General features: G+C 41.7%; 20 protein-coding genes. 13 read left to right on the top strand and 7 right to left on the bottom strand.

The annotated features are described in order from the left end of the window. Positions 1-191 precede the first annotated feature (191 nt). Positions 192-1112, bottom strand: coding sequence for a Dyp-type peroxidase (locus tag ACEO2X_RS11280; RefSeq protein WP_371972047.1), 921 nt, complete (start codon positions 1110-1112; stop codon positions 192-194). 159 nt (positions 1113-1271) lie between these two features. Here ACEO2X_RS11280 and ACEO2X_RS11275 point away from each other — a divergent pair, with 159 nt between their 5' ends. Both ACEO2X_RS11275 and ACEO2X_RS11270 read left to right on the top strand, forming a co-directional pair. After that, complete coding sequence (locus tag ACEO2X_RS11275; protein ID WP_026438405.1) at positions 1272-1892, top strand: LysE family transporter; 621 nt, start codon at positions 1272-1274, stop codon at positions 1890-1892. A 111-nt stretch (positions 1893-2003) separates the two neighbouring features. Further along, complete coding sequence (locus tag ACEO2X_RS11270; protein ID WP_371972046.1) at positions 2004-2390, top strand: hypothetical protein; 387 nt, start codon at positions 2004-2006, stop codon at positions 2388-2390. An 8-nt stretch (positions 2391-2398) separates the two neighbouring features. Here ACEO2X_RS11270 and znuB read toward each other — a convergent pair whose 3' ends face one another. From znuB to ACEO2X_RS11255, 3 genes are read right to left on the bottom strand one after another with little or no spacing between them, the layout of a single operon-like run. Next, positions 2399-3199, bottom strand: a complete 801-nt coding sequence (gene znuB, locus ACEO2X_RS11265) for a zinc ABC transporter permease subunit ZnuB (RefSeq protein WP_136144783.1) — start codon at positions 3197-3199, stop codon at positions 2399-2401. Positions 3200-3202: 3 nt separating this feature from the next. Next, positions 3203-3991 (bottom strand): zinc ABC transporter ATP-binding protein ZnuC, encoded by a 789-nt coding sequence (gene znuC, locus ACEO2X_RS11260; RefSeq protein WP_004970152.1) that lies wholly within the window; start codon positions 3989-3991, stop codon positions 3203-3205. Continuing rightward, complete coding sequence (locus ACEO2X_RS11255) at positions 3967-4461, bottom strand: transcriptional repressor (RefSeq protein ID WP_303363294.1); 495 nt, start codon at positions 4459-4461, stop codon at positions 3967-3969. The genes znuC and ACEO2X_RS11255 overlap by 25 nt, the downstream gene beginning before the upstream one ends. 135 nt (positions 4462-4596) lie before the next feature. Between ACEO2X_RS11255 and ACEO2X_RS11250 the strand changes: the two genes are divergently transcribed. The 10 genes from ACEO2X_RS11250 to ACEO2X_RS11205 all read left to right on the top strand — a co-directional run bounded on the left by ACEO2X_RS11250 (position 4597) and on the right by ACEO2X_RS11205 (position 12785). Then, positions 4597-5436 carry a metal ABC transporter solute-binding protein, Zn/Mn family gene (locus ACEO2X_RS11250; protein ID WP_371972045.1) on the top strand — a complete coding sequence of 280 codons (840 nt, stop codon included), beginning with the start codon at positions 4597-4599 and terminating at the stop codon, positions 5434-5436. Between the two features lie 172 nt (positions 5437-5608). Further along, positions 5609-6007 carry an ATP synthase subunit I gene (locus ACEO2X_RS11245; RefSeq protein ID WP_004970147.1) on the top strand — a complete coding sequence of 133 codons (399 nt, stop codon included), beginning with the start codon at positions 5609-5611 and terminating at the stop codon, positions 6005-6007. A 103-nt stretch (positions 6008-6110) separates the two neighbouring features. Then, on the top strand, positions 6111-6986 hold the full coding sequence (atpB, locus tag ACEO2X_RS11240; RefSeq protein WP_371972044.1) for a F0F1 ATP synthase subunit A: 876 nt from the start codon (positions 6111-6113) through the stop codon (positions 6984-6986). An 85-nt stretch (positions 6987-7071) separates the two neighbouring features. Further along, on the top strand, positions 7072-7317 hold the full coding sequence (atpE, locus tag ACEO2X_RS11235; RefSeq protein WP_000424060.1) for a F0F1 ATP synthase subunit C: 246 nt from the start codon (positions 7072-7074) through the stop codon (positions 7315-7317). A gap of 39 nt (positions 7318-7356) precedes the next feature. Then, positions 7357-7827: a F0F1 ATP synthase subunit B gene (locus ACEO2X_RS11230; protein WP_004970142.1), complete on the top strand. Its 471-nt coding sequence runs from the start codon at positions 7357-7359 to the stop codon at positions 7825-7827. A 12-nt stretch (positions 7828-7839) separates the two neighbouring features. Next, positions 7840-8376 carry a F0F1 ATP synthase subunit delta gene (locus tag ACEO2X_RS11225; protein ID WP_004970141.1) on the top strand — a complete coding sequence of 179 codons (537 nt, stop codon included), beginning with the start codon at positions 7840-7842 and terminating at the stop codon, positions 8374-8376. Positions 8377-8416: 40 nt separating this feature from the next. Further along, the gene (gene atpA, locus ACEO2X_RS11220; protein ID WP_104852884.1) at positions 8417-9961 is read left to right on the top strand and encodes a F0F1 ATP synthase subunit alpha; all 1545 of its coding nucleotides are present in this window, start codon (positions 8417-8419) and stop codon (positions 9959-9961) included. A gap of 83 nt (positions 9962-10044) precedes the next feature. Continuing rightward, positions 10045-10914 carry a F0F1 ATP synthase subunit gamma gene (atpG, locus tag ACEO2X_RS11215; RefSeq protein ID WP_004970136.1) on the top strand — a complete coding sequence of 290 codons (870 nt, stop codon included), beginning with the start codon at positions 10045-10047 and terminating at the stop codon, positions 10912-10914. Between the two features lie 29 nt (positions 10915-10943). Next, a complete protein-coding gene (gene atpD / locus ACEO2X_RS11210; RefSeq protein ID WP_004970134.1) occupies positions 10944-12338 on the top strand; it encodes a F0F1 ATP synthase subunit beta in 1395 nt (464 codons plus the stop codon). Between the two features lie 27 nt (positions 12339-12365). After that, positions 12366-12785, top strand: coding sequence for a F0F1 ATP synthase subunit epsilon (locus tag ACEO2X_RS11205; protein WP_004970132.1), 420 nt, complete (start codon positions 12366-12368; stop codon positions 12783-12785). A 79-nt stretch (positions 12786-12864) separates the two neighbouring features. On the opposite strand, the gene ACEO2X_RS11200 is transcribed toward ACEO2X_RS11205, so the two are convergent. Together ACEO2X_RS11200 and ACEO2X_RS11195 are read right to left on the bottom strand one after the other, a co-directional pair. Next, complete coding sequence (locus tag ACEO2X_RS11200) at positions 12865-13455, bottom strand: hypothetical protein (RefSeq protein ID WP_136144381.1); 591 nt, start codon at positions 13453-13455, stop codon at positions 12865-12867. Positions 13456-13790: 335 nt separating this feature from the next. Next, on the bottom strand, positions 13791-14336 hold the full coding sequence (locus ACEO2X_RS11195) for a glutathione peroxidase (protein WP_136144379.1): 546 nt from the start codon (positions 14334-14336) through the stop codon (positions 13791-13793). Positions 14337-14621: 285 nt separating this feature from the next. On the opposite strand from ACEO2X_RS11195, the gene ACEO2X_RS11190 reads away from it, so the two are divergent. Then, entirely contained in the window at positions 14622-15530 is a 909-nt protein-coding gene (locus ACEO2X_RS11190) for a DMT family transporter (RefSeq protein WP_096902732.1), read from the top strand. Between the two features lie 84 nt (positions 15531-15614). On the opposite strand, the gene ACEO2X_RS11185 is transcribed toward ACEO2X_RS11190, so the two are convergent. Further along, positions 15615-15908 (bottom strand): hypothetical protein, encoded by a 294-nt coding sequence (locus tag ACEO2X_RS11185; protein WP_371972043.1) that lies wholly within the window; start codon positions 15906-15908, stop codon positions 15615-15617. Between the last annotated feature and the right edge of the window lie 135 nt (positions 15909-16043).

Below are 16043 nucleotides of genomic sequence, written 5' to 3'. Positions count from 1 at the left end.
GTTTACGATTCCTCAACATGCCTTTAACATTCAAATCTTCAATCGCAATCACATCAAAACGTGTTACCAAATCCGTTGTGACTTGATGAAGATTATTCTTGCGTAGACAGGCAATTTTATAGTGCAGTCCAAAAGAAACGATAAATCAGTATGAAGTCGCTGATATTTTACGACTTCATACTAATTGCAGATTAGTCTTCCAAAACTTCTTCTAGCAACTCCTCACTCGGGGCAAAGTAATATGCACCATCCAAGGCGGTGACGAAATGCAATAAACGATCGTGGATGCCATCACCTGAAGTACCAAACATACGTTCTAACATGGCATCAATAATGCTCAAATCTTTGGTATAGGCAATAAAGAATAAACCCTGATCGCCTTTGCCATCACCATAAGGTAAAGAATGGCGCAAAATTTCCATTTCATCGCCTGCATCATCTTCAACGACTGTACGTGAAACGTGCGAATTTTCAGGTTGTACATCTTCGTCTAATTCAATCGATTCAAGTTTGGTGCGTCCAATCACGTGTTCTTGGGCATCGACTTTGAGCTTTTTCCATTTTTCTAAATCGTGACAATAGCGCTGTGCAAAAATAAAAGAACCATCGGCAAACACGCCTGCATCTTCGCCTAAAAGTGCAACTTCGGCACGATCATCTGGAAATTGTGGATTTTCGGTACCATCAATAAAGCCCGTCATGTCGCGTCCATCAAAATAACGGAAACAGACCCGTTCATCCAAGACCTCAATTTTGTCTTGAATCCCCTCAAAGAATGCCTGACTGAGTGCAAAGCAAATATCCGCACGTGTACTGGCGAGGTGAATGATCACATCTGCAGGCACGACAGGCATTGGGTACGCACCTTGAATTGGTTGTAATTGTTTAAAACCCTCTGGAGATTGCTGATAGAGCTGTGCCCAAAGTTCAGGGCCAAAAGCAACGCCAGTTTTAATTTGGGCATGTGGATGTTGGGTAATCAAACGATCCCGTGTACTAAACAAGTCAGCCAATTTTTCTTTTAATTCAGCAATGCTTAAGTCTTTTAAACGAAGTACAAGAAAGCGAGCATGATCTGAAGGTAGTGGCAAAATTACAGATTGGGCAGTCATGTATAGCTCCTGAAAATTTGTTGTTTTCTATAAAGTTGACTTTATTGTGCCTGATTGCATGCAGGCTTAATAGCCTGAACCCGATTTTATTCAACGTTTTTAGCCATGAGATTAAGTGAAATATCATATAATGCACTGTCTTGTGAAAAGCGGCGATATATGTCTTATCAAGTTTGGATTGCGTTTATGTTGGCCTGTTGGGTGATTAGTGTTTCACCTGGCGCGGGTGCGATTGCCTCGATGTCGAGTGGTTTGAATTATGGTTTTCGACATGGTTATTGGAATGCGATTGGTCTACAACTGGCTTTATTATTGCAAATTGCGATTGTAGCCGCAGGGGCAGGGGTATTATTTGCGACAACGCCTTGGGCATTTCTGATTGTGAAATGGTTTGGTGTGGCGTATTTGTTGTATCTGGCGTATTTGCAATGGGCAGCGCCTGCACAGTCGATTGAAATTCAGCATGAGTTGACGCGCAAATCTGCTGGAAAATTGGTGATGTACGGCTTTCTGGTTAATATGAGCAATCCCAAAGCAATTGTGTTTTTATTGGCAGTTTTACCGCAATTTTTAGATTTATCTAAACCGCAATGGACGCAATATGCAATTATGGCACTGACCATGATTAGTATTGATTTGATTGTGATGGCGGGCTATACGGGCTTGGCTGCAAAAGTTTTGCGTTTGTTAAGATCACCGAAGCAGCAAAAATTTATGAATCGTACTTTTGCTGCATTGTTTGCAGGTGCTGCGTTTTTGTTGAGTTTGGTGCATCAGTAATGTCTTCAATTACACAAAAGTGTACGCTGTAATTATAAAAATAGATTGAGACATACGTTGAAAATAAAATGTATTCCGCGAGCACGTTATTGGCAACATTGGTGGATCAGCATGTTGCTTTTAAGTTTTTCAACTTTAATTGCAATTGGATTAGCGATTCACTTTTCAGTAGATAGCGTGTTTTGGCCAATTGCTTTGATGGCACATTTGAGTATCAATTTGATTTTTTCTTTTGTATTTGCCGCCTTGCAAACTTATTTTAAACATACGGTGTGGCAAAGTGTGGTGTTGATTAATATCACAGCTGTGTTGTTGATTGCCATTCATGCAATGTTTTATCTACAAACAATAGATTGGAATGCTGTTTCAGAAGCTCAGCAGCAACTGAGTCTTTTACAGCAAGTGATTCACAGTGATATGGCACTGTGGATAGTGTACATGCTGCCACTTTTGGTCGTAATGCTCATTGCTGCAATAAAAAAATATAGATACTCATGAACGAAAAACTAAGCCATCGTTCTGACTTTTTGTACGCTAAAAATCACCGCAAAAATGATCGCCATAGTCATCACAATACTTAAACCTGTCGAAATATTTAAGCCCGCACTTGACCATAAACCTACGCTGACTGCAATTTGCGCCACAATAAATGCCCAAATCACCATTTGTTTAGGCGAGTGAGCCAATAAACGTGCGGTTAAAGCGGGAATCACCAACAATGCGCCCATCAATAAAGAGCCGACTGCACGTAAAGCCAATACTGTAAATAATGCCAATAACAACATAAAAATCAGACGTTGCCATTGTGCATTCACACCTTCACTGACTGCAATGTCAGGGTCAATTGCAATTTGAATTTGTGCCTGCCAAAACTTATAGAGTACCGCTAAGGCTGCAATAATGACCAAAGCAAATACGGGTAAATCTGCCCATGAAATGGTGAGTAAATCGCCAAATAAATAGCTCAGCAACTCAGGACGCAAACTTGGAATATGCTGAATAAAGAGCAAACCTGAACAGAGCAAGGTCGCAGAGCAGAGCGCCAATAATGCATCATTCGGCAACCGTGGATCATGTAAAATCCATAAAACACCCACCAATAATAATGCCAAGAAGGTCACACCCATCCACAGAGGTAAACTCAACGCGCCTGCAATCGCCACACCCAATAAGGTGCCATGCGCCATCGTATCGGCAAAAAAGGACATACGTCGCCACAGCATTAAACAGCCAAGTGGGGCGGTCAAAAATACCAATAAACTGCCCATGATCCATGCAGGTAACAGCAATTGTAGCCAATCCATCATGGGTTAAGCTTCCGGTTCAGGGTGAATATGAGGACGTGAATCATGCTGACAAGGCTCGGCATGATCACCATGTGCGCAGTGTTCATGGTGATGTTGATAAAACACCCGATTGGTTCCAAAAATAGCTTGGTATTCAGGATGTTGCTGTACATTTTCGGGCAAGCCGCTACAGCAAATGTGTTTATTTAAACATACCACACGATGCGTGCCTTGCATGACCCATTGCAAATCATGCGACACCATCAATACCGCACAGCCATATTTGCTCGGTAAGTTGCGCACATAGTCATACAGTTCAGCTTCGGACTGAATATCTAGTCCTTGCATCGGCTCATCCAGTACTAAAACATCAGGTTGACGTAATAAGGCGCGTGCCAATAGCACCCGTTGCCGCTCACCACCAGACAGTTGTTGTACTTTTGAATCTTGCAGTTTGGCAATGCCAGTATCGCGGATAATTTCTGCTTTAATTGCGTCTGGGCATTTTTCTAAAGCCAGTAAATCTTTCACTCTTAAAGGCAAGCTGTGTGAAGGATTAAACTTTTGCGGCACATAAGAAAAGGTCAATTTGCGAGCATTTACGAGCTTGCCTGCATTTGGTTTGACAATGCCAAGCAAGACTTTAATTAGAGTCGATTTTCCTGCGCCATTGGGGCCAATTAGCGTGACAATTTCATGTGCATGCAATTCAAAATCGACATTTTTTAAAATATCGCGCTCATCTATTCGCACCTGAATATTGTGCAAGGCGATGAGCGGTGCAGTGGTTATTTGCTGTTGCACTGCTGACATTTTCCAGAAATCTCAATAATGCTGTGATGCGGGCTAAAGCGGTCAGAGGCTGCCAACTGATCTAATTGCTCTAATAAACCTTGCGCTGAAGCTTCTTTAACGACTTTACATTCAGTACAGATCAAAAAAGCCGCTTGGTGTCCTTCACGTGGATGACAGCAAGGAATATAGGCATTGATTGAAGTCAAACGGTGAATTAGTCCTTTTTCCAGTAAAAAATCCAAAGTACGGTACACCGTTGGCGGTGCTGCAGGACGATCAGACTCACTTTTAATTTTCGCCAATAAATCATAAGCACCCATTGGTGCAGATGCCTTGAGAATGAGTTCCAACACTTCTTTACGTAGCGGTGTTAAACGAGCACCTGTTGCCACACATAAACTTTCAGCTTCGGCAAGACGTTGATCGACATTGTGATGGTCGTGAACGCCATGTAATGCATTGTGATGCTCGTGCGAACATAAGCTCATAGCCACCCCAGTTGAACTTTAAAAGAAAAACGACAGTAAATCTTAGCATGAAGCGTTATCAGTTTCGATTATACGTAGGTATTTTTATAAATTTGTTATATTATAACATTTATCGATTTTTCGTGATATGCCGCAATGTTTCGTTTATTTAGTTTCTGTTTCTTAGCGTTATGCAGTACTGTCAGCATGGCGCAGGCTTTGGTGGTGTCTACGCATCCTATCTATTTGATTGCCCAAAAAGTCACGCAAAATATCGAAACACCCACTTTATTACTGGCAGGTCAAACAGGGCATGATGTATCGCTCACGCCTGCACATCGTAAAATCATCCAAGATGCGGGTTTAATTATTTGGCTAGGTAAGGCGCATGAAGCACCGCTAGAACGTGTATTACATCAAAATCCTAAAGCGATTGCTTTATTAGATACGGGCATTATGAAAACTTTGCCGCAGCGTTCAGAACGTGGTGCAGCATTAAAAAATACAGTAGACAGCCATGTCTGGCTAGACCCAAACAATGCGGTGCGTATCGGCTTCTTTATTGCCGCGTTACGTTCTCAGCAAATGCCTGAACATCGCGATGCTTATTGGAACAACGCACGTGCCTTCGCACAGAGTTTATTCAAAAGTGCAAGTCAGTTTCGGACTCAAACTGCAGTACAGCCATATTGGGCTTATCACGATGCCTATCAATATTTAGAACGTGCCTTAAATTTAGAATTTTCTGGGTCGATGACCAATGATCCGCATATTGCGCCAACAGTCGCACAAATTAAATATTTGAACGATCACCGACCAAATCCAAAAATGTGCCTACTTGCAGAAGGACATGCCAGTAAAAATCAGTATATGAAATTGAATCCAATTGTGTTTCAAAAGGTCGATGAAAGCATGCGCGGTGCAGATGATTTTGTGCAAGCGTGGCAGCAATTAGCCAAGCAAACCAAGGCTTGTGTATTAAATGCACGAAAATGATGCGTTTTTTAAGCAAAATTGAAATATGACAATTCCGAGACAAACATGCAAAAAAACACGACTAAGGTCGGGAAACGATTGCATGTTCAGGGGGCTAACTCTATAATGCCTGCGATAAAAAACGATCATCAGTTGAACTTGTCAAGCATTAATGCTGTGAGTGGATAAAAAAATGAGCCGAACTAGTCGCTTGATTGACCGACGATTAGCTAAAGCTTTGGTCTTCTTACAAGCATTCATGATTCCAGTTTCAGCCCTGATAGCGTGGGTCTTGAAAGACTCAACGGCTGCCTTAAGCGCTGCACTTGGTGCTAGTGTTTGTTGGTTGGCAAGTTGTTATTTTTCATGGCAGTCGTTTCGAGCAGCAGGTGCACGAGCGTCCAGACAGGTTCTTTCGAACATGTATAGAGGAATGCTCGGTAAGTTTGCAATCGTGATCGTAGGATTCATTTTAATTTTAAGCAATGTACAGCCGTTATCCCCGGTGGCATTGTTTTGTGGTTTTATGCTCGTTCAAAGCATGTCGTGGGTTGCGCCATTTTGGGTGTCACGATTACAAAAACGAGTCTAAACGCAGCAAAAATTGAAAAGTTTTTCAGGAACAGGCGAGATATCAAGCAGCACGCGATGTTCGTTTGTTCTATTAGTTTTTTTACATTGACCAGGTGTGATTTATGGCTGCTGAAGAACATGCCCTTACTTCGACCGAGTATATCAAGCATCACTTGACCAATATGACCTATGGCAAAATGCCAGACGGTTCATGGAAGTTGGCTGAGTCTGCTGAAGAAGCTCAACAGATGGGGTTCACTGCTATTCACTTGGATTCAATGGGTTGGTCTATCGGACTTGGTCTGATCTTCTGTTTATTGTTCTGGATTGTTGCGAAAGCTGCAAATTCAGGCGTGCCTGGTAAATTCCAGTCAGTAATTGAAGTGATTATCGAGTTTGTGGATTCAAGTGTACGTGATACCTTCCATGGGAAGTCTCGATTAATTGCACCCTTAGCATTAACCATTTTCGTGTGGATTTTCCTCATGAACTTGATGGACTTAATCCCTGTTGACTTTATTCCTTATGTAGCTCAACAGGCGATTGCTTCTATGCTGGGTGTAGATCCTCATCAGGTTTACTTTAAAATTGTTCCGACTACAGATCCAAACATTACCTTAGGTATGTCTATTTCTGTATTCTTCTTAATTATTTTCTATAGTATTCGTGAAAAAGGGATTGGTGGCTTCGTTGGTGAGTTAGCACTTAACCCATTCAACCCAAGTAATCCAGTTGCTAAAGTGCTTTTAATTCCATTCAACTTATTGTTGGAATTGACTACTTTCTTGGCGCGACCAGTTTCATTGGCTCTACGACTGTTCGGTAACATGTATGCGGGTGAGTTAATCTTCATTCTTATCGCGTTATTACCGTTCTGGATCCAGTGGGCATTGTCTGTGCCTTGGGCGATTTTCCACATTTTGATTATTACGCTACAAGCATTCATTTTCATGATGTTGACTATCGTGTACATGAGCATGGCAAGCGAAAAGCATTAATGGTATGGCCTAACTGTCATCGGGCGGTTGGGCACACAATTTTTTAACTTAATTTGGTATAAAACCTAACCTCTGAGGAATTATCATGGAACTCACTTTAGGTCTAGTTGCAATTGCATCTGCTATCTTGATCGCTTTCGGTGCTTTAGGTACTGCGATTGGTTTTGGTCTTTTAGGCGGTCGCTTCCTTGAAGCTGTTGCTCGTCAACCAGAATTGGCTCCACAACTTCAAACTCGTATGTTCTTAATCGCGGGTCTTCTTGATGCTGTGCCTATGATCGGTGTTGGTATTGGCTTGTTCTTCATCTTCGCTAATCCATTTGTAGGTTAATCAGCTTAATTCCGAAATTCACTATTTGAGGAATTTGCAATGAATATCAACCTCACATTGTTTGGCCAAGCGATTGCATTTGCGATTTTCGTCGCATTCTGCATGAAGTTTGTATGGCCACCACTAATCAATGCGATTAGTGAGCGTCAGCGTCGTATTGCTGACGGCTTAAATGCAGCTGAAAAAGCCAAAGCTGACCTTGCCGATGCGCAAGCTCAAGTAAAAGCTGAATTAGATGCAGCTAAAGCACAAGCGGCTCAATTGATCGAACAAGCGAATCGTCGTGCAGCACAATTGGTAGAAGAAGCGCGTACCCAAGCATCTGCTGAAGGTGAGCGTATCCGTCAACAAGCGAAAGAAGCTGTTGATACAGAAATCAATTCTGCTCGCGAAGAATTACGTCAACAAGTGGCTGCACTTGCAGTAACTGGTGCTGAGAAAATTCTTAGCCAGCAAGTTGACGCAGAAGCTCACAATGCCATGCTGACTCAGCTGGCTGCTAAACTTTAAGAGAGGCAGATTATGGCTGAACTCTTGACGTTGGCACGCCCATACGCTAAAGCAGCATTTGCTTACGCTTCTGAGCAAGGTGCAACTGACAATTGGTCAACAGCACTTAACTTGCTCAGTGCTGCGGTGCAAGACGAAGCATTTTCAGCTTACTTAAATCGCCCTGAGCTTACGCCTGCTGAGCAGGTGAGTATTTTTGCCAAAGTTTTAGGTGAAGACCAAACTGCAGCAGTGTCAAACTTTTTGACATTGCTTGCTGAAAATAACCGTTTGGCTTTGCTTCCTGAAATTCAAGCAGAATACGAACAGCTCAAATCACAGAATAACAATACTGTGGATGTTGTGATTGAATCAGCATTCCCATTGACTTCTGTACAAGAACAAATTCTTGCTCAAGCGTTAGAAAAACGTTTCGCTGCAGCAGTAAATGTTTCTGTAGAAGTGAACCCAGCGTTAATTGCGGGTGTAGTTATTCGTGCAGGCGACCAAGTGATAGATGATTCTGCGCTTAACAAGCTTGAAAAAATGCGGACACGTCTTTTAGCTTAATTGCGAAGACTGAACTAATAAAAGATTGAGGTATAGCGCAATGCAACAACTGAATCCATCCGAGATCAGTGCGCTCATTAAACAGCGTATCGGCGATCTGGACACCAGCGCGACCGCTAAAAACGAAGGTACCATTGTTATGGTATCCGACGGTATTGTGCGCATTCACGGCCTTGCTGATGCAATGTACGGTGAAATGATCGAATTCGACGGCGGCTTATTTGGTATGGCACTGAACCTAGAACAGGATTCAGTGGGCGTCGTTGTTTTAGGTAACTACTTAAGCCTTCAAGAAGGTCAAAAAGCTCGTTGCACAGGTCGTGTATTAGAAGTTCCGGTTGGTCCAGAACTTTTAGGCCGTGTAGTAGATGCTTTGGGTAACCCAATTGATGGTAAAGGCCCTATTGATGCAAAATTAACTGATGCTGTTGAAAAAGTAGCACCAGGCGTAATTTGGCGTCAATCAGTGGATCAACCTGTACAAACTGGTTATAAATCAGTAGATACAATGATCCCTGTAGGCCGTGGTCAACGTGAGTTGATCATTGGTGACCGTCAAACTGGTAAAACAGCAATGGCGATCGATGCGATCATCGCTCAGAAAAACTCTGGCATTAAGTGTGTGTACGTAGCAATTGGTCAAAAACAATCGACTATCGCTAACGTTGTGCGCAAGCTAGAAGAAACTGGCGCTATGGCGTATACAACTGTTGTCGCAGCAGCAGCGGCAGATCCAGCAGCAATGTTGTATCTTGCTCCATACTCTGGCTGTACAATGGGTGAATACTTCCGTGACCGTGGTGAAGACGCGCTTATCATTTATGATGACTTGTCTAAACAAGCTGTTGCGTATCGTCAAATTTCATTGCTTTTACGTCGTCCACCAGGTCGTGAAGCTTATCCGGGTGACGTGTTCTATCTACACTCGCGTCTACTTGAACGTGCTTCTCGTGTATCTGCTGACTACGTTGAGAAATTCACTAACGGTGAAGTTAAAGGTCAAACTGGTTCTTTAACTGCATTGCCGATTATTGAAACTCAAGCAGGTGACGTATCTGCATTCGTTCCAACCAACGTAATTTCGATTACTGATGGTCAGATCTTCTTAGAAACATCATTATTCAACGCAGGTATCCGTCCTGCTGTGAACGCGGGTATTTCTGTATCGCGTGTTGGTGGTTCTGCTCAAACTAAGATCATCAAAAAATTGTCTGGTGGTATCCGTACCGCTTTGGCGCAATACCGTGAATTGGCAGCATTTGCTCAGTTCGCTTCTGACCTTGATGAAGCAACTCGTAAGCAACTTGAACATGGTCAACGTGTAACTGAGTTAATGAAGCAGAAACAATATGCGCCATACTCAATTGCTGACCAAGCTGTTTCAGTTTATGCATCTAACGAAGGCTACATGGCTGACGTAGAAGTGAAGAAAATCGTAGACTTTGATGCTGCGTTAATTTCTTACTTCCGTTCAGAAAATGCTGCGTTAATGCAACAAATCGATGAAACTGGTGATTTCAACAAAGACATCGAAGCTGCAATCAAAGCAGGTATTGAAAGCTTTAAAGCGACTCAAACTTACTAATTTAGCATTGGCTAGTTAGGGGTTTGGTTCACGGAATCAACCTTCGGAAGCCTGAAAGGGCTTTCGAATACTAGGTTAAGCGTATGGCAAATTTAAAAGAAATTCGCGCCAAAGTTGCTAGTATCAAGAGCACGCAAAAGATTACTCGCGCGATGCAAATGGTTGCTGCTTCTAAGATGCGTCGTGCGCAAGAGCGCATGGCTCAAGGCCGTCCGTATGCCGAAAATATGCACCGTGTAATTGCTCATTTGGTACAGGCGAACCCTGAATACAAACACCGTTATATGATTGAACGCCCTGTAAAACGCGTTGGTTATATCATCGTGTCTTCAGATCGTGGTTTGGCAGGTGGCTTGAACATTAACTTGTTCAAGAAAGTTGTAAAGCATGTACAGCAACAACAAGAGCAGTCAATTGAAGTTCAGTTTGCTTTAATTGGTCAAAAAGCGGTTTCGTTTTTTAAAAACTACGGCGGTAAAGTGCTTGGTGCAACTACAAACGTAGGTGACGCGCCAAGTCTTGAACAGTTATCTGGCTCTGTGCAAGTGATGTTAGATGCGTACGATAAAGGCGAGTTAGATCGCATTTACCTCGTGTCAAACGGCTTTGTCAATGCCATGACTCAAGATCAGAAAATCGAACAACTTGTTCCTTTAGCATCTGCTGAAGAAAACAAGACTCTTAACCGTCAATACGGTTGGGATTATATCTATGAACCAGAAGCTGAAGAGCTGTTAAATGGTTTATTGGTTCGTTACATCGAGTCTATGGTTTATCAAGGTGTGATTGAAAACATCGCATGTGAACAGTCTGCGCGTATGGTTGCAATGAAAGCTGCAACAGATAACGCAGGTGAACTGATCAAGAGCCTACAACTTATTTATAACAAGCTGCGTCAAGCCGCGATTACTCAGGAAATTTCTGAAATCGTTGGTGGTGCCGCTGCCGTTTAACATTATTAGTTTGAATTGAGGAGACAGCAATGAGTGGCGGTCGTATCATTCAGATCATCGGCGCGGTTATCGACGTCGAGTTTGAACGCAACAGCGTTCCTAAGATCTATGACGCTCTCCAAGTTGACGGTACTGAAACTACATTAGAAGTTCAGCAACAACTTGGTGATGGCGTAGTTCGTACTATTGCAATGGGTTCTACTGAAGGCCTTAAGCGTGGTTTGAACGTAACTAACACTAACGCGCCAATCTCTGTACCAGTAGGTACAGCGACACTTGGTCGTATCATGGACGTTCTTGGTCGCCCTATCGACGAAGCTGGTCCAGTTGCAACTGAAGAGCGTTTACCAATTCACCGTCAAGCGCCTTCTTATGCAGAACAAGCGGCTTCTACTGACCTTTTAGAAACTGGTATTAAAGTCATTGACTTACTTTGCCCGTTCGCGAAAGGTGGTAAAGTTGGTCTGTTCGGTGGTGCGGGTGTTGGTAAAACCGTAAATATGATGGAGTTGATCAACAACATCGCTAAAGCGCACTCAGGTTTATCTGTATTCGCTGGTGTTGGTGAGCGTACTCGTGAAGGTAACGACTTCTATCACGAAATGAAAGACTCTAACGTTCTTGACAAAGTAGCAATGGTCTACGGTCAGATGAACGAGCCGCCTGGTAACCGTTTACGCGTAGCGTTAACTGGTTTGACTATGGCTGAGTACTTCCGTGATCAAAAAGATGAGAACGGTAAAGGTCGTGACGTATTATTGTTCGTAGACAACATCTACCGTTATACACTAGCAGGTACTGAAGTATCAGCACTTCTAGGTCGTATGCCATCTGCAGTAGGTTATCAGCCTACACTTGCAGAAGAGATGGGTGTTCTTCAAGAACGTATTACTTCAACTAAGTCTGGTTCGATTACATCTATTCAAGCTGTATACGTACCTGCCGATGACTTGACTGACCCATCACCTGCTACAACGTTCGCGCACTTAGACGCAACTGTAGTATTGAGCCGTGATATTGCATCTCAAGGTATTTACCCTGCGATCGATCCACTAGACTCAACTTCACGTCAGTTAGATCCATTAGTTGTTGGTACTGAGCATTACGAAATTGCTCGTTCAGTTCAAAACGTTCTTCAACGTTATAAAGAATTGAAAGACATTATCGCAATTCTTGGTATGGACGAATTGTCAGAAGAAGACAAACTTACTGTATACCGTGCACGTAAGATCCAACGTTTCTTCTCTCAACCGTTCCACGTAGCTGAAGTATTTACTGGCGCGCCTGGTAAACTTGTACCGCTTAAAGATACAATTCGTGGCTTTAAAGGTCTTCTAGCTGGTGAATACGATCATATCCCAGAACAAGCGTTCTATATGGTTGGTGGTATTGACGAAGTGATTGCTAAAGCCGAGAAACTTTAATTAGCAGCTCTAATTTAGGAGATTCTCATGGCGACTATGCAATGTGATGTTGTAAGTGTAAAAGAGTCTTTGTACTCGGGCACTGTGACTATGCTAATTGCAAAAGGTGCTGGCGGTGAACTCGGTATTATGCCGGGTCACGCACCACTGGTAACTTTGCTTCAGCCGGGTGCAATCCGCGTTCTGCTGGAAAATGGTACAGAAGAATTAATCTATGTATCTGGTGGCGTTCTAGAAGTTCAACCGCATGTTGTTACGATTCTTGCAGATACTGCAGTTCGTGCAGAAAACTTAGATGAAGCGGCAATTATTGAAGCGCGTAAACACGCTGAACAATTGTTGGCAAATCAAAAGAGCGATTTGGACTCTGCTGCTGCTTTGGCTGCTTTGGCAGAAACTGCTGCACAGTTGGAAACCATCCGCAAAATCAAAAACCGCGCACTTTAATTGTCGGTTTAAGATTGAAAAAAGCCACTCGAAAGAGTGGCTTTTTTTATGCTGTTTGGAATTGAAGCCTTATCTTTGCTTAAGATGCTGTATTGGTAGTTTCAGTAGGCTGATTTGACTCACCTTGTAAAATCATCCCCGCCAGTTTTAGCATTTCAGCTTGAATACTCCCCATTTGCTGTTCCAGTTTCTTAAAGTCCACTTTGCTTAAATCGACTTGTCCATTTAAAAATGGTGAAGCCAAAACTTGCTGATTGGCAGCCAATAAGTTTTGACGGATGGTATCAATTTCCTGTGTTTTTAAGTCTAGGCTGCTTAGTGTTTGATTGAAGCCTTGTAACTGCTGTTGTAATTGAGTCGCTGCAATTTGTAATTGTTGTGGATCTTGCGCATCTACAGCGGTTTGCAATTCAGACTTGGTTTGATTCAGTTGTTCGACATATTGACCTGCTTTGAGCTGTAGATCAGCCACATCGCGCACAATATAGAACATATTGCCACTGCTTAATGGAGCGTTGGTTGGGTTTGTATTGCTGTTGGATGATGCGCTGGAATCATCTTGATTAGTTGTTTGCGTTTGCGGCGTGTTCATTTGATCACAGGCGCTGAGTAGCAAGGCAGAACTCAATAGTGCAAACGGAAGTAGTGTCTTCGAAGATACATTTTTCATATTCATGTGATTTTTGGTACTCATTGAGAATGAATATAAAACGAAAATATGAATAAAAAACAGATTGTTGCAAAGCAATAACAAATCTTAATTTTTTTGTCTAAATCAAAAAAAATAGGAGTTTTAAAGAAACTCCTATGAATTACACTTCTTTCATAAAAGAAAAATGATCATAAGTAATGCGTCGAATTGATGTCGAATTGATATTGATAGTCCCTTCTCTTGCGCCATATATGGCTCAGGATGAGGAATATATTCCGCAAGAGGATGAGGGAGCTGAATTATTGATTTAAAGAGAATTTATGAAAGAACTCTTTAACTTGCTGAATAAAAAATTATTTAGCCAATTCAGCCTCAATCGCTTCTACAATGCGCGGGTCATCTGCGGTTAAATCTGGGGCAAAACGCGCCACCACTTTACCTTGTTTATTCACCAAAAACTTTTCAAAGTTCCATAATACTTCAGGTGGTTCATTTGGGGTTAAGCCGTAATCAACCAAATCTTTCCACCATGGGCCTTCACCAATACGTTCAGGAATTGCTTGCGTTAAAGCCGTGTAGAGAGGATGTTTTTCTGCACCCACGACTGGAATTTTAGCAAACAATGGAAAACTCACCTGATAATTCAGTGAGCAAAATTCCTGAATTTCTGTATCGCTGCCCGGTTCTTGTGCCAAGAAATCATTCGATGGAAAGGCTAAAATTTCTAAGCCTTGTGCCTGTTTTGCTGCGTAGAGTTGCTGTAAGCCTTCGTATTGCGGGGTTAAGCCACATTTTGATGCCACGTTCACGATCAACAACACTTTTCCTGCATATTGATTTAATGTGGTTTCCGTACCCTGATTGGTTTTTACTGCAATGTCATAAACTGAAGTGCGCATAGTTGCTTCCTAGAATCTGTATTTTACCGCTACTGTTGTAACTGTAATTTTTGGGTACAGCAAGTTTTATAGCAAAGAAATTTACGACACTGATGGAATCCCGCATAGCCGTGATATTGCGCAGAAAAATGTAATTCGTATCTGCATTTTATTTTATTGATGGATAAATCGAGCGAAAAGTGCCATAAATAGACACTGGGTTTTTAGCACTTTGCATCACAAGTCAGTTATAGAAAAGGGTTTCACAGCAGGTATGCTGTTTGGTACAACAAGGATGATGAATACATGATACGGTCAGATAAAGGCGTATTTTGGGCAATTTTATTGCCATTGATTGCGGTATTGATTTGGTCTTTAAATATTGCAGTAACGAGGTATGTGGCGGAGTATATTTCACCCGTCAGTATCAGTTTTTATCGCTGGTTGATTGCTTTTCTGATTTTAACCCCGTGGATATTGCCCAAAGTTTGGCAGCAGCGTGAGTTGATTCGTCCACATTTGAAACAGTTGGCAGTGCTTAGTGCTTTTGGTTTGGTGCTGTATCAAGGTCTAAGCTATACCGCAGCCAATTACACCACTGCAACCAATATGGGCATTATTAATGCGTTTATTCCCATGTTTACGGTTTTGGTTTCATTGCTGATCTTAAAAGACATTCCGACACGATTTGCGGTTTTGGGCTGCATTATTTCATTTTCGGGTTTGTTGTATGTGATTGCACAAGGAGATTTGCGTCAACTCAGTCAGCTGACAGGACATGCGGGCGATATGCTCATGGTTTTGGCGGTATTTTTTTACGCCTTTTATGGGGTGTTTTTAAAGAAATGGAATTTAAAATTGCCGCTCATGCTGAGTCTTTATGTGCAAATTATATTCGCCTTACTTTACCATCTGCCATTTATTTTGTGGTTCGGCTTGGATCATTTAAATAGCCAAAATGGTTTAAGTGTGCTGTATGCAGGTATATTTCCTTCAATTATTGCACCTTTGGTATGGATGTTGGCCGTTCAATATTTAGGGCCAAATCGCACCAGTATTTTTATGAATTTGATGCCTGTTTTCACGGCTATCATTGCATATTTTTGGTTGGCAGAAGTGTGGGGGAGTTATCACAGTATCGGTGGATTGATTATTTTAACGGGTATTGTGTTGGCACAAATGAAAGCACGCGTACACATTCAAGCAAAAAGTTGAGTTTAATTGGTGTTTTTTTGATCACATAAAGATGTATTTAAAATGCCTTTTATTCAAAATTTATACAGTATTGAGTGTTATGAATTATGACAGTTTTTTTAATTTTTCTAAAATAATTGTAAAAATAGTAAGATAATTTAAATTGTTAAGAAAAAAAGATGAATCTTTCATTGAATATTTGTCTTGGATTAATAGGAAAAATCTATTTGTATAGTCGACTAAATTACTCCATAATTCACGTACTGAAAATGATCCACTGTATTCAATAATCAGTGAAATATCATTTGCAGCAAGATTTTTAAACCCTCTGGATGTGCTTTTATACACATCCTTTTTATGCTCAACCATCCCTATATGGTTGAGCTTTTTTTTATCCACTGGAGCGTAAAACCTCGTGGTTCAGCACGAGGATATAAGCGACTGGAGTAAACCATATGAACGACACGAAATGTCGTTTTAAATACTTGTACTATAGTCACTATTAAGAAAAATACTGTTAAAATAACTGGATGA

The organism is Acinetobacter sp. AL9 (genome assembly GCF_041464035.1).
GTDB lineage: Bacteria > Pseudomonadota > Gammaproteobacteria > Pseudomonadales > Moraxellaceae > Acinetobacter > Acinetobacter towneri.
The sequence above is the reverse complement of the archived record's forward strand: the minus strand, read 5'-3'. Positions and strand labels throughout refer to the sequence as shown.

What these genes read in the sequence shown, in the direction of transcription:
- ACEO2X_RS11245 (WP_004970147.1), top strand. Translation starts at nt 5,609, where the DNA reads ATGAGCCGAACTAGTCGCTTGATTGACCGACGATTAGCTAAAGCTTTG.
- atpB (WP_371972044.1), top strand. Translation starts at nt 6,111, where the DNA reads ATGGCTGCTGAAGAACATGCCCTTACTTCGACCGAGTATATCAAGCAT.
- ACEO2X_RS11230 (WP_004970142.1), top strand. Translation starts at nt 7,357, where the DNA reads ATGAATATCAACCTCACATTGTTTGGCCAAGCGATTGCATTTGCGATT.
- ACEO2X_RS11200 (WP_136144381.1), bottom strand. Translation starts at nt 13,455, where the DNA reads ATGAAAAATGTATCTTCGAAGACACTACTTCCGTTTGCACTATTGAGT.
- ACEO2X_RS11190 (WP_096902732.1), top strand. Translation starts at nt 14,622, where the DNA reads ATGATACGGTCAGATAAAGGCGTATTTTGGGCAATTTTATTGCCATTG.
- atpE (WP_000424060.1), top strand. Translation starts at nt 7,072, where the DNA reads ATGGAACTCACTTTAGGTCTAGTTGCAATTGCATCTGCTATCTTGATC.
- ACEO2X_RS11250 (WP_371972045.1), top strand. Translation starts at nt 4,597, where the DNA reads ATGTTTCGTTTATTTAGTTTCTGTTTCTTAGCGTTATGCAGTACTGTC.
- ACEO2X_RS11225 (WP_004970141.1), top strand. Translation starts at nt 7,840, where the DNA reads ATGGCTGAACTCTTGACGTTGGCACGCCCATACGCTAAAGCAGCATTT.
- ACEO2X_RS11255 (WP_303363294.1), bottom strand. Translation starts at nt 4,461, where the DNA reads ATGAGCTTATGTTCGCACGAGCATCACAATGCATTACATGGCGTTCAC.
- atpD (WP_004970134.1), top strand. Translation starts at nt 10,944, where the DNA reads ATGAGTGGCGGTCGTATCATTCAGATCATCGGCGCGGTTATCGACGTC.
- atpA (WP_104852884.1), top strand. Translation starts at nt 8,417, where the DNA reads ATGCAACAACTGAATCCATCCGAGATCAGTGCGCTCATTAAACAGCGT.
- ACEO2X_RS11205 (WP_004970132.1), top strand. Translation starts at nt 12,366, where the DNA reads ATGGCGACTATGCAATGTGATGTTGTAAGTGTAAAAGAGTCTTTGTAC.
- znuC (WP_004970152.1), bottom strand. Translation starts at nt 3,991, where the DNA reads ATGTCAGCAGTGCAACAGCAAATAACCACTGCACCGCTCATCGCCTTG.
- ACEO2X_RS11280 (WP_371972047.1), bottom strand. Translation starts at nt 1,112, where the DNA reads ATGACTGCCCAATCTGTAATTTTGCCACTACCTTCAGATCATGCTCGC.
- ACEO2X_RS11275 (WP_026438405.1), top strand. Translation starts at nt 1,272, where the DNA reads ATGTCTTATCAAGTTTGGATTGCGTTTATGTTGGCCTGTTGGGTGATT.
- ACEO2X_RS11195 (WP_136144379.1), bottom strand. Translation starts at nt 14,336, where the DNA reads ATGCGCACTTCAGTTTATGACATTGCAGTAAAAACCAATCAGGGTACG.
- ACEO2X_RS11270 (WP_371972046.1), top strand. Translation starts at nt 2,004, where the DNA reads ATGTTGCTTTTAAGTTTTTCAACTTTAATTGCAATTGGATTAGCGATT.
- znuB (WP_136144783.1), bottom strand. Translation starts at nt 3,199, where the DNA reads ATGATGGATTGGCTACAATTGCTGTTACCTGCATGGATCATGGGCAGT.
- atpG (WP_004970136.1), top strand. Translation starts at nt 10,045, where the DNA reads ATGGCAAATTTAAAAGAAATTCGCGCCAAAGTTGCTAGTATCAAGAGC.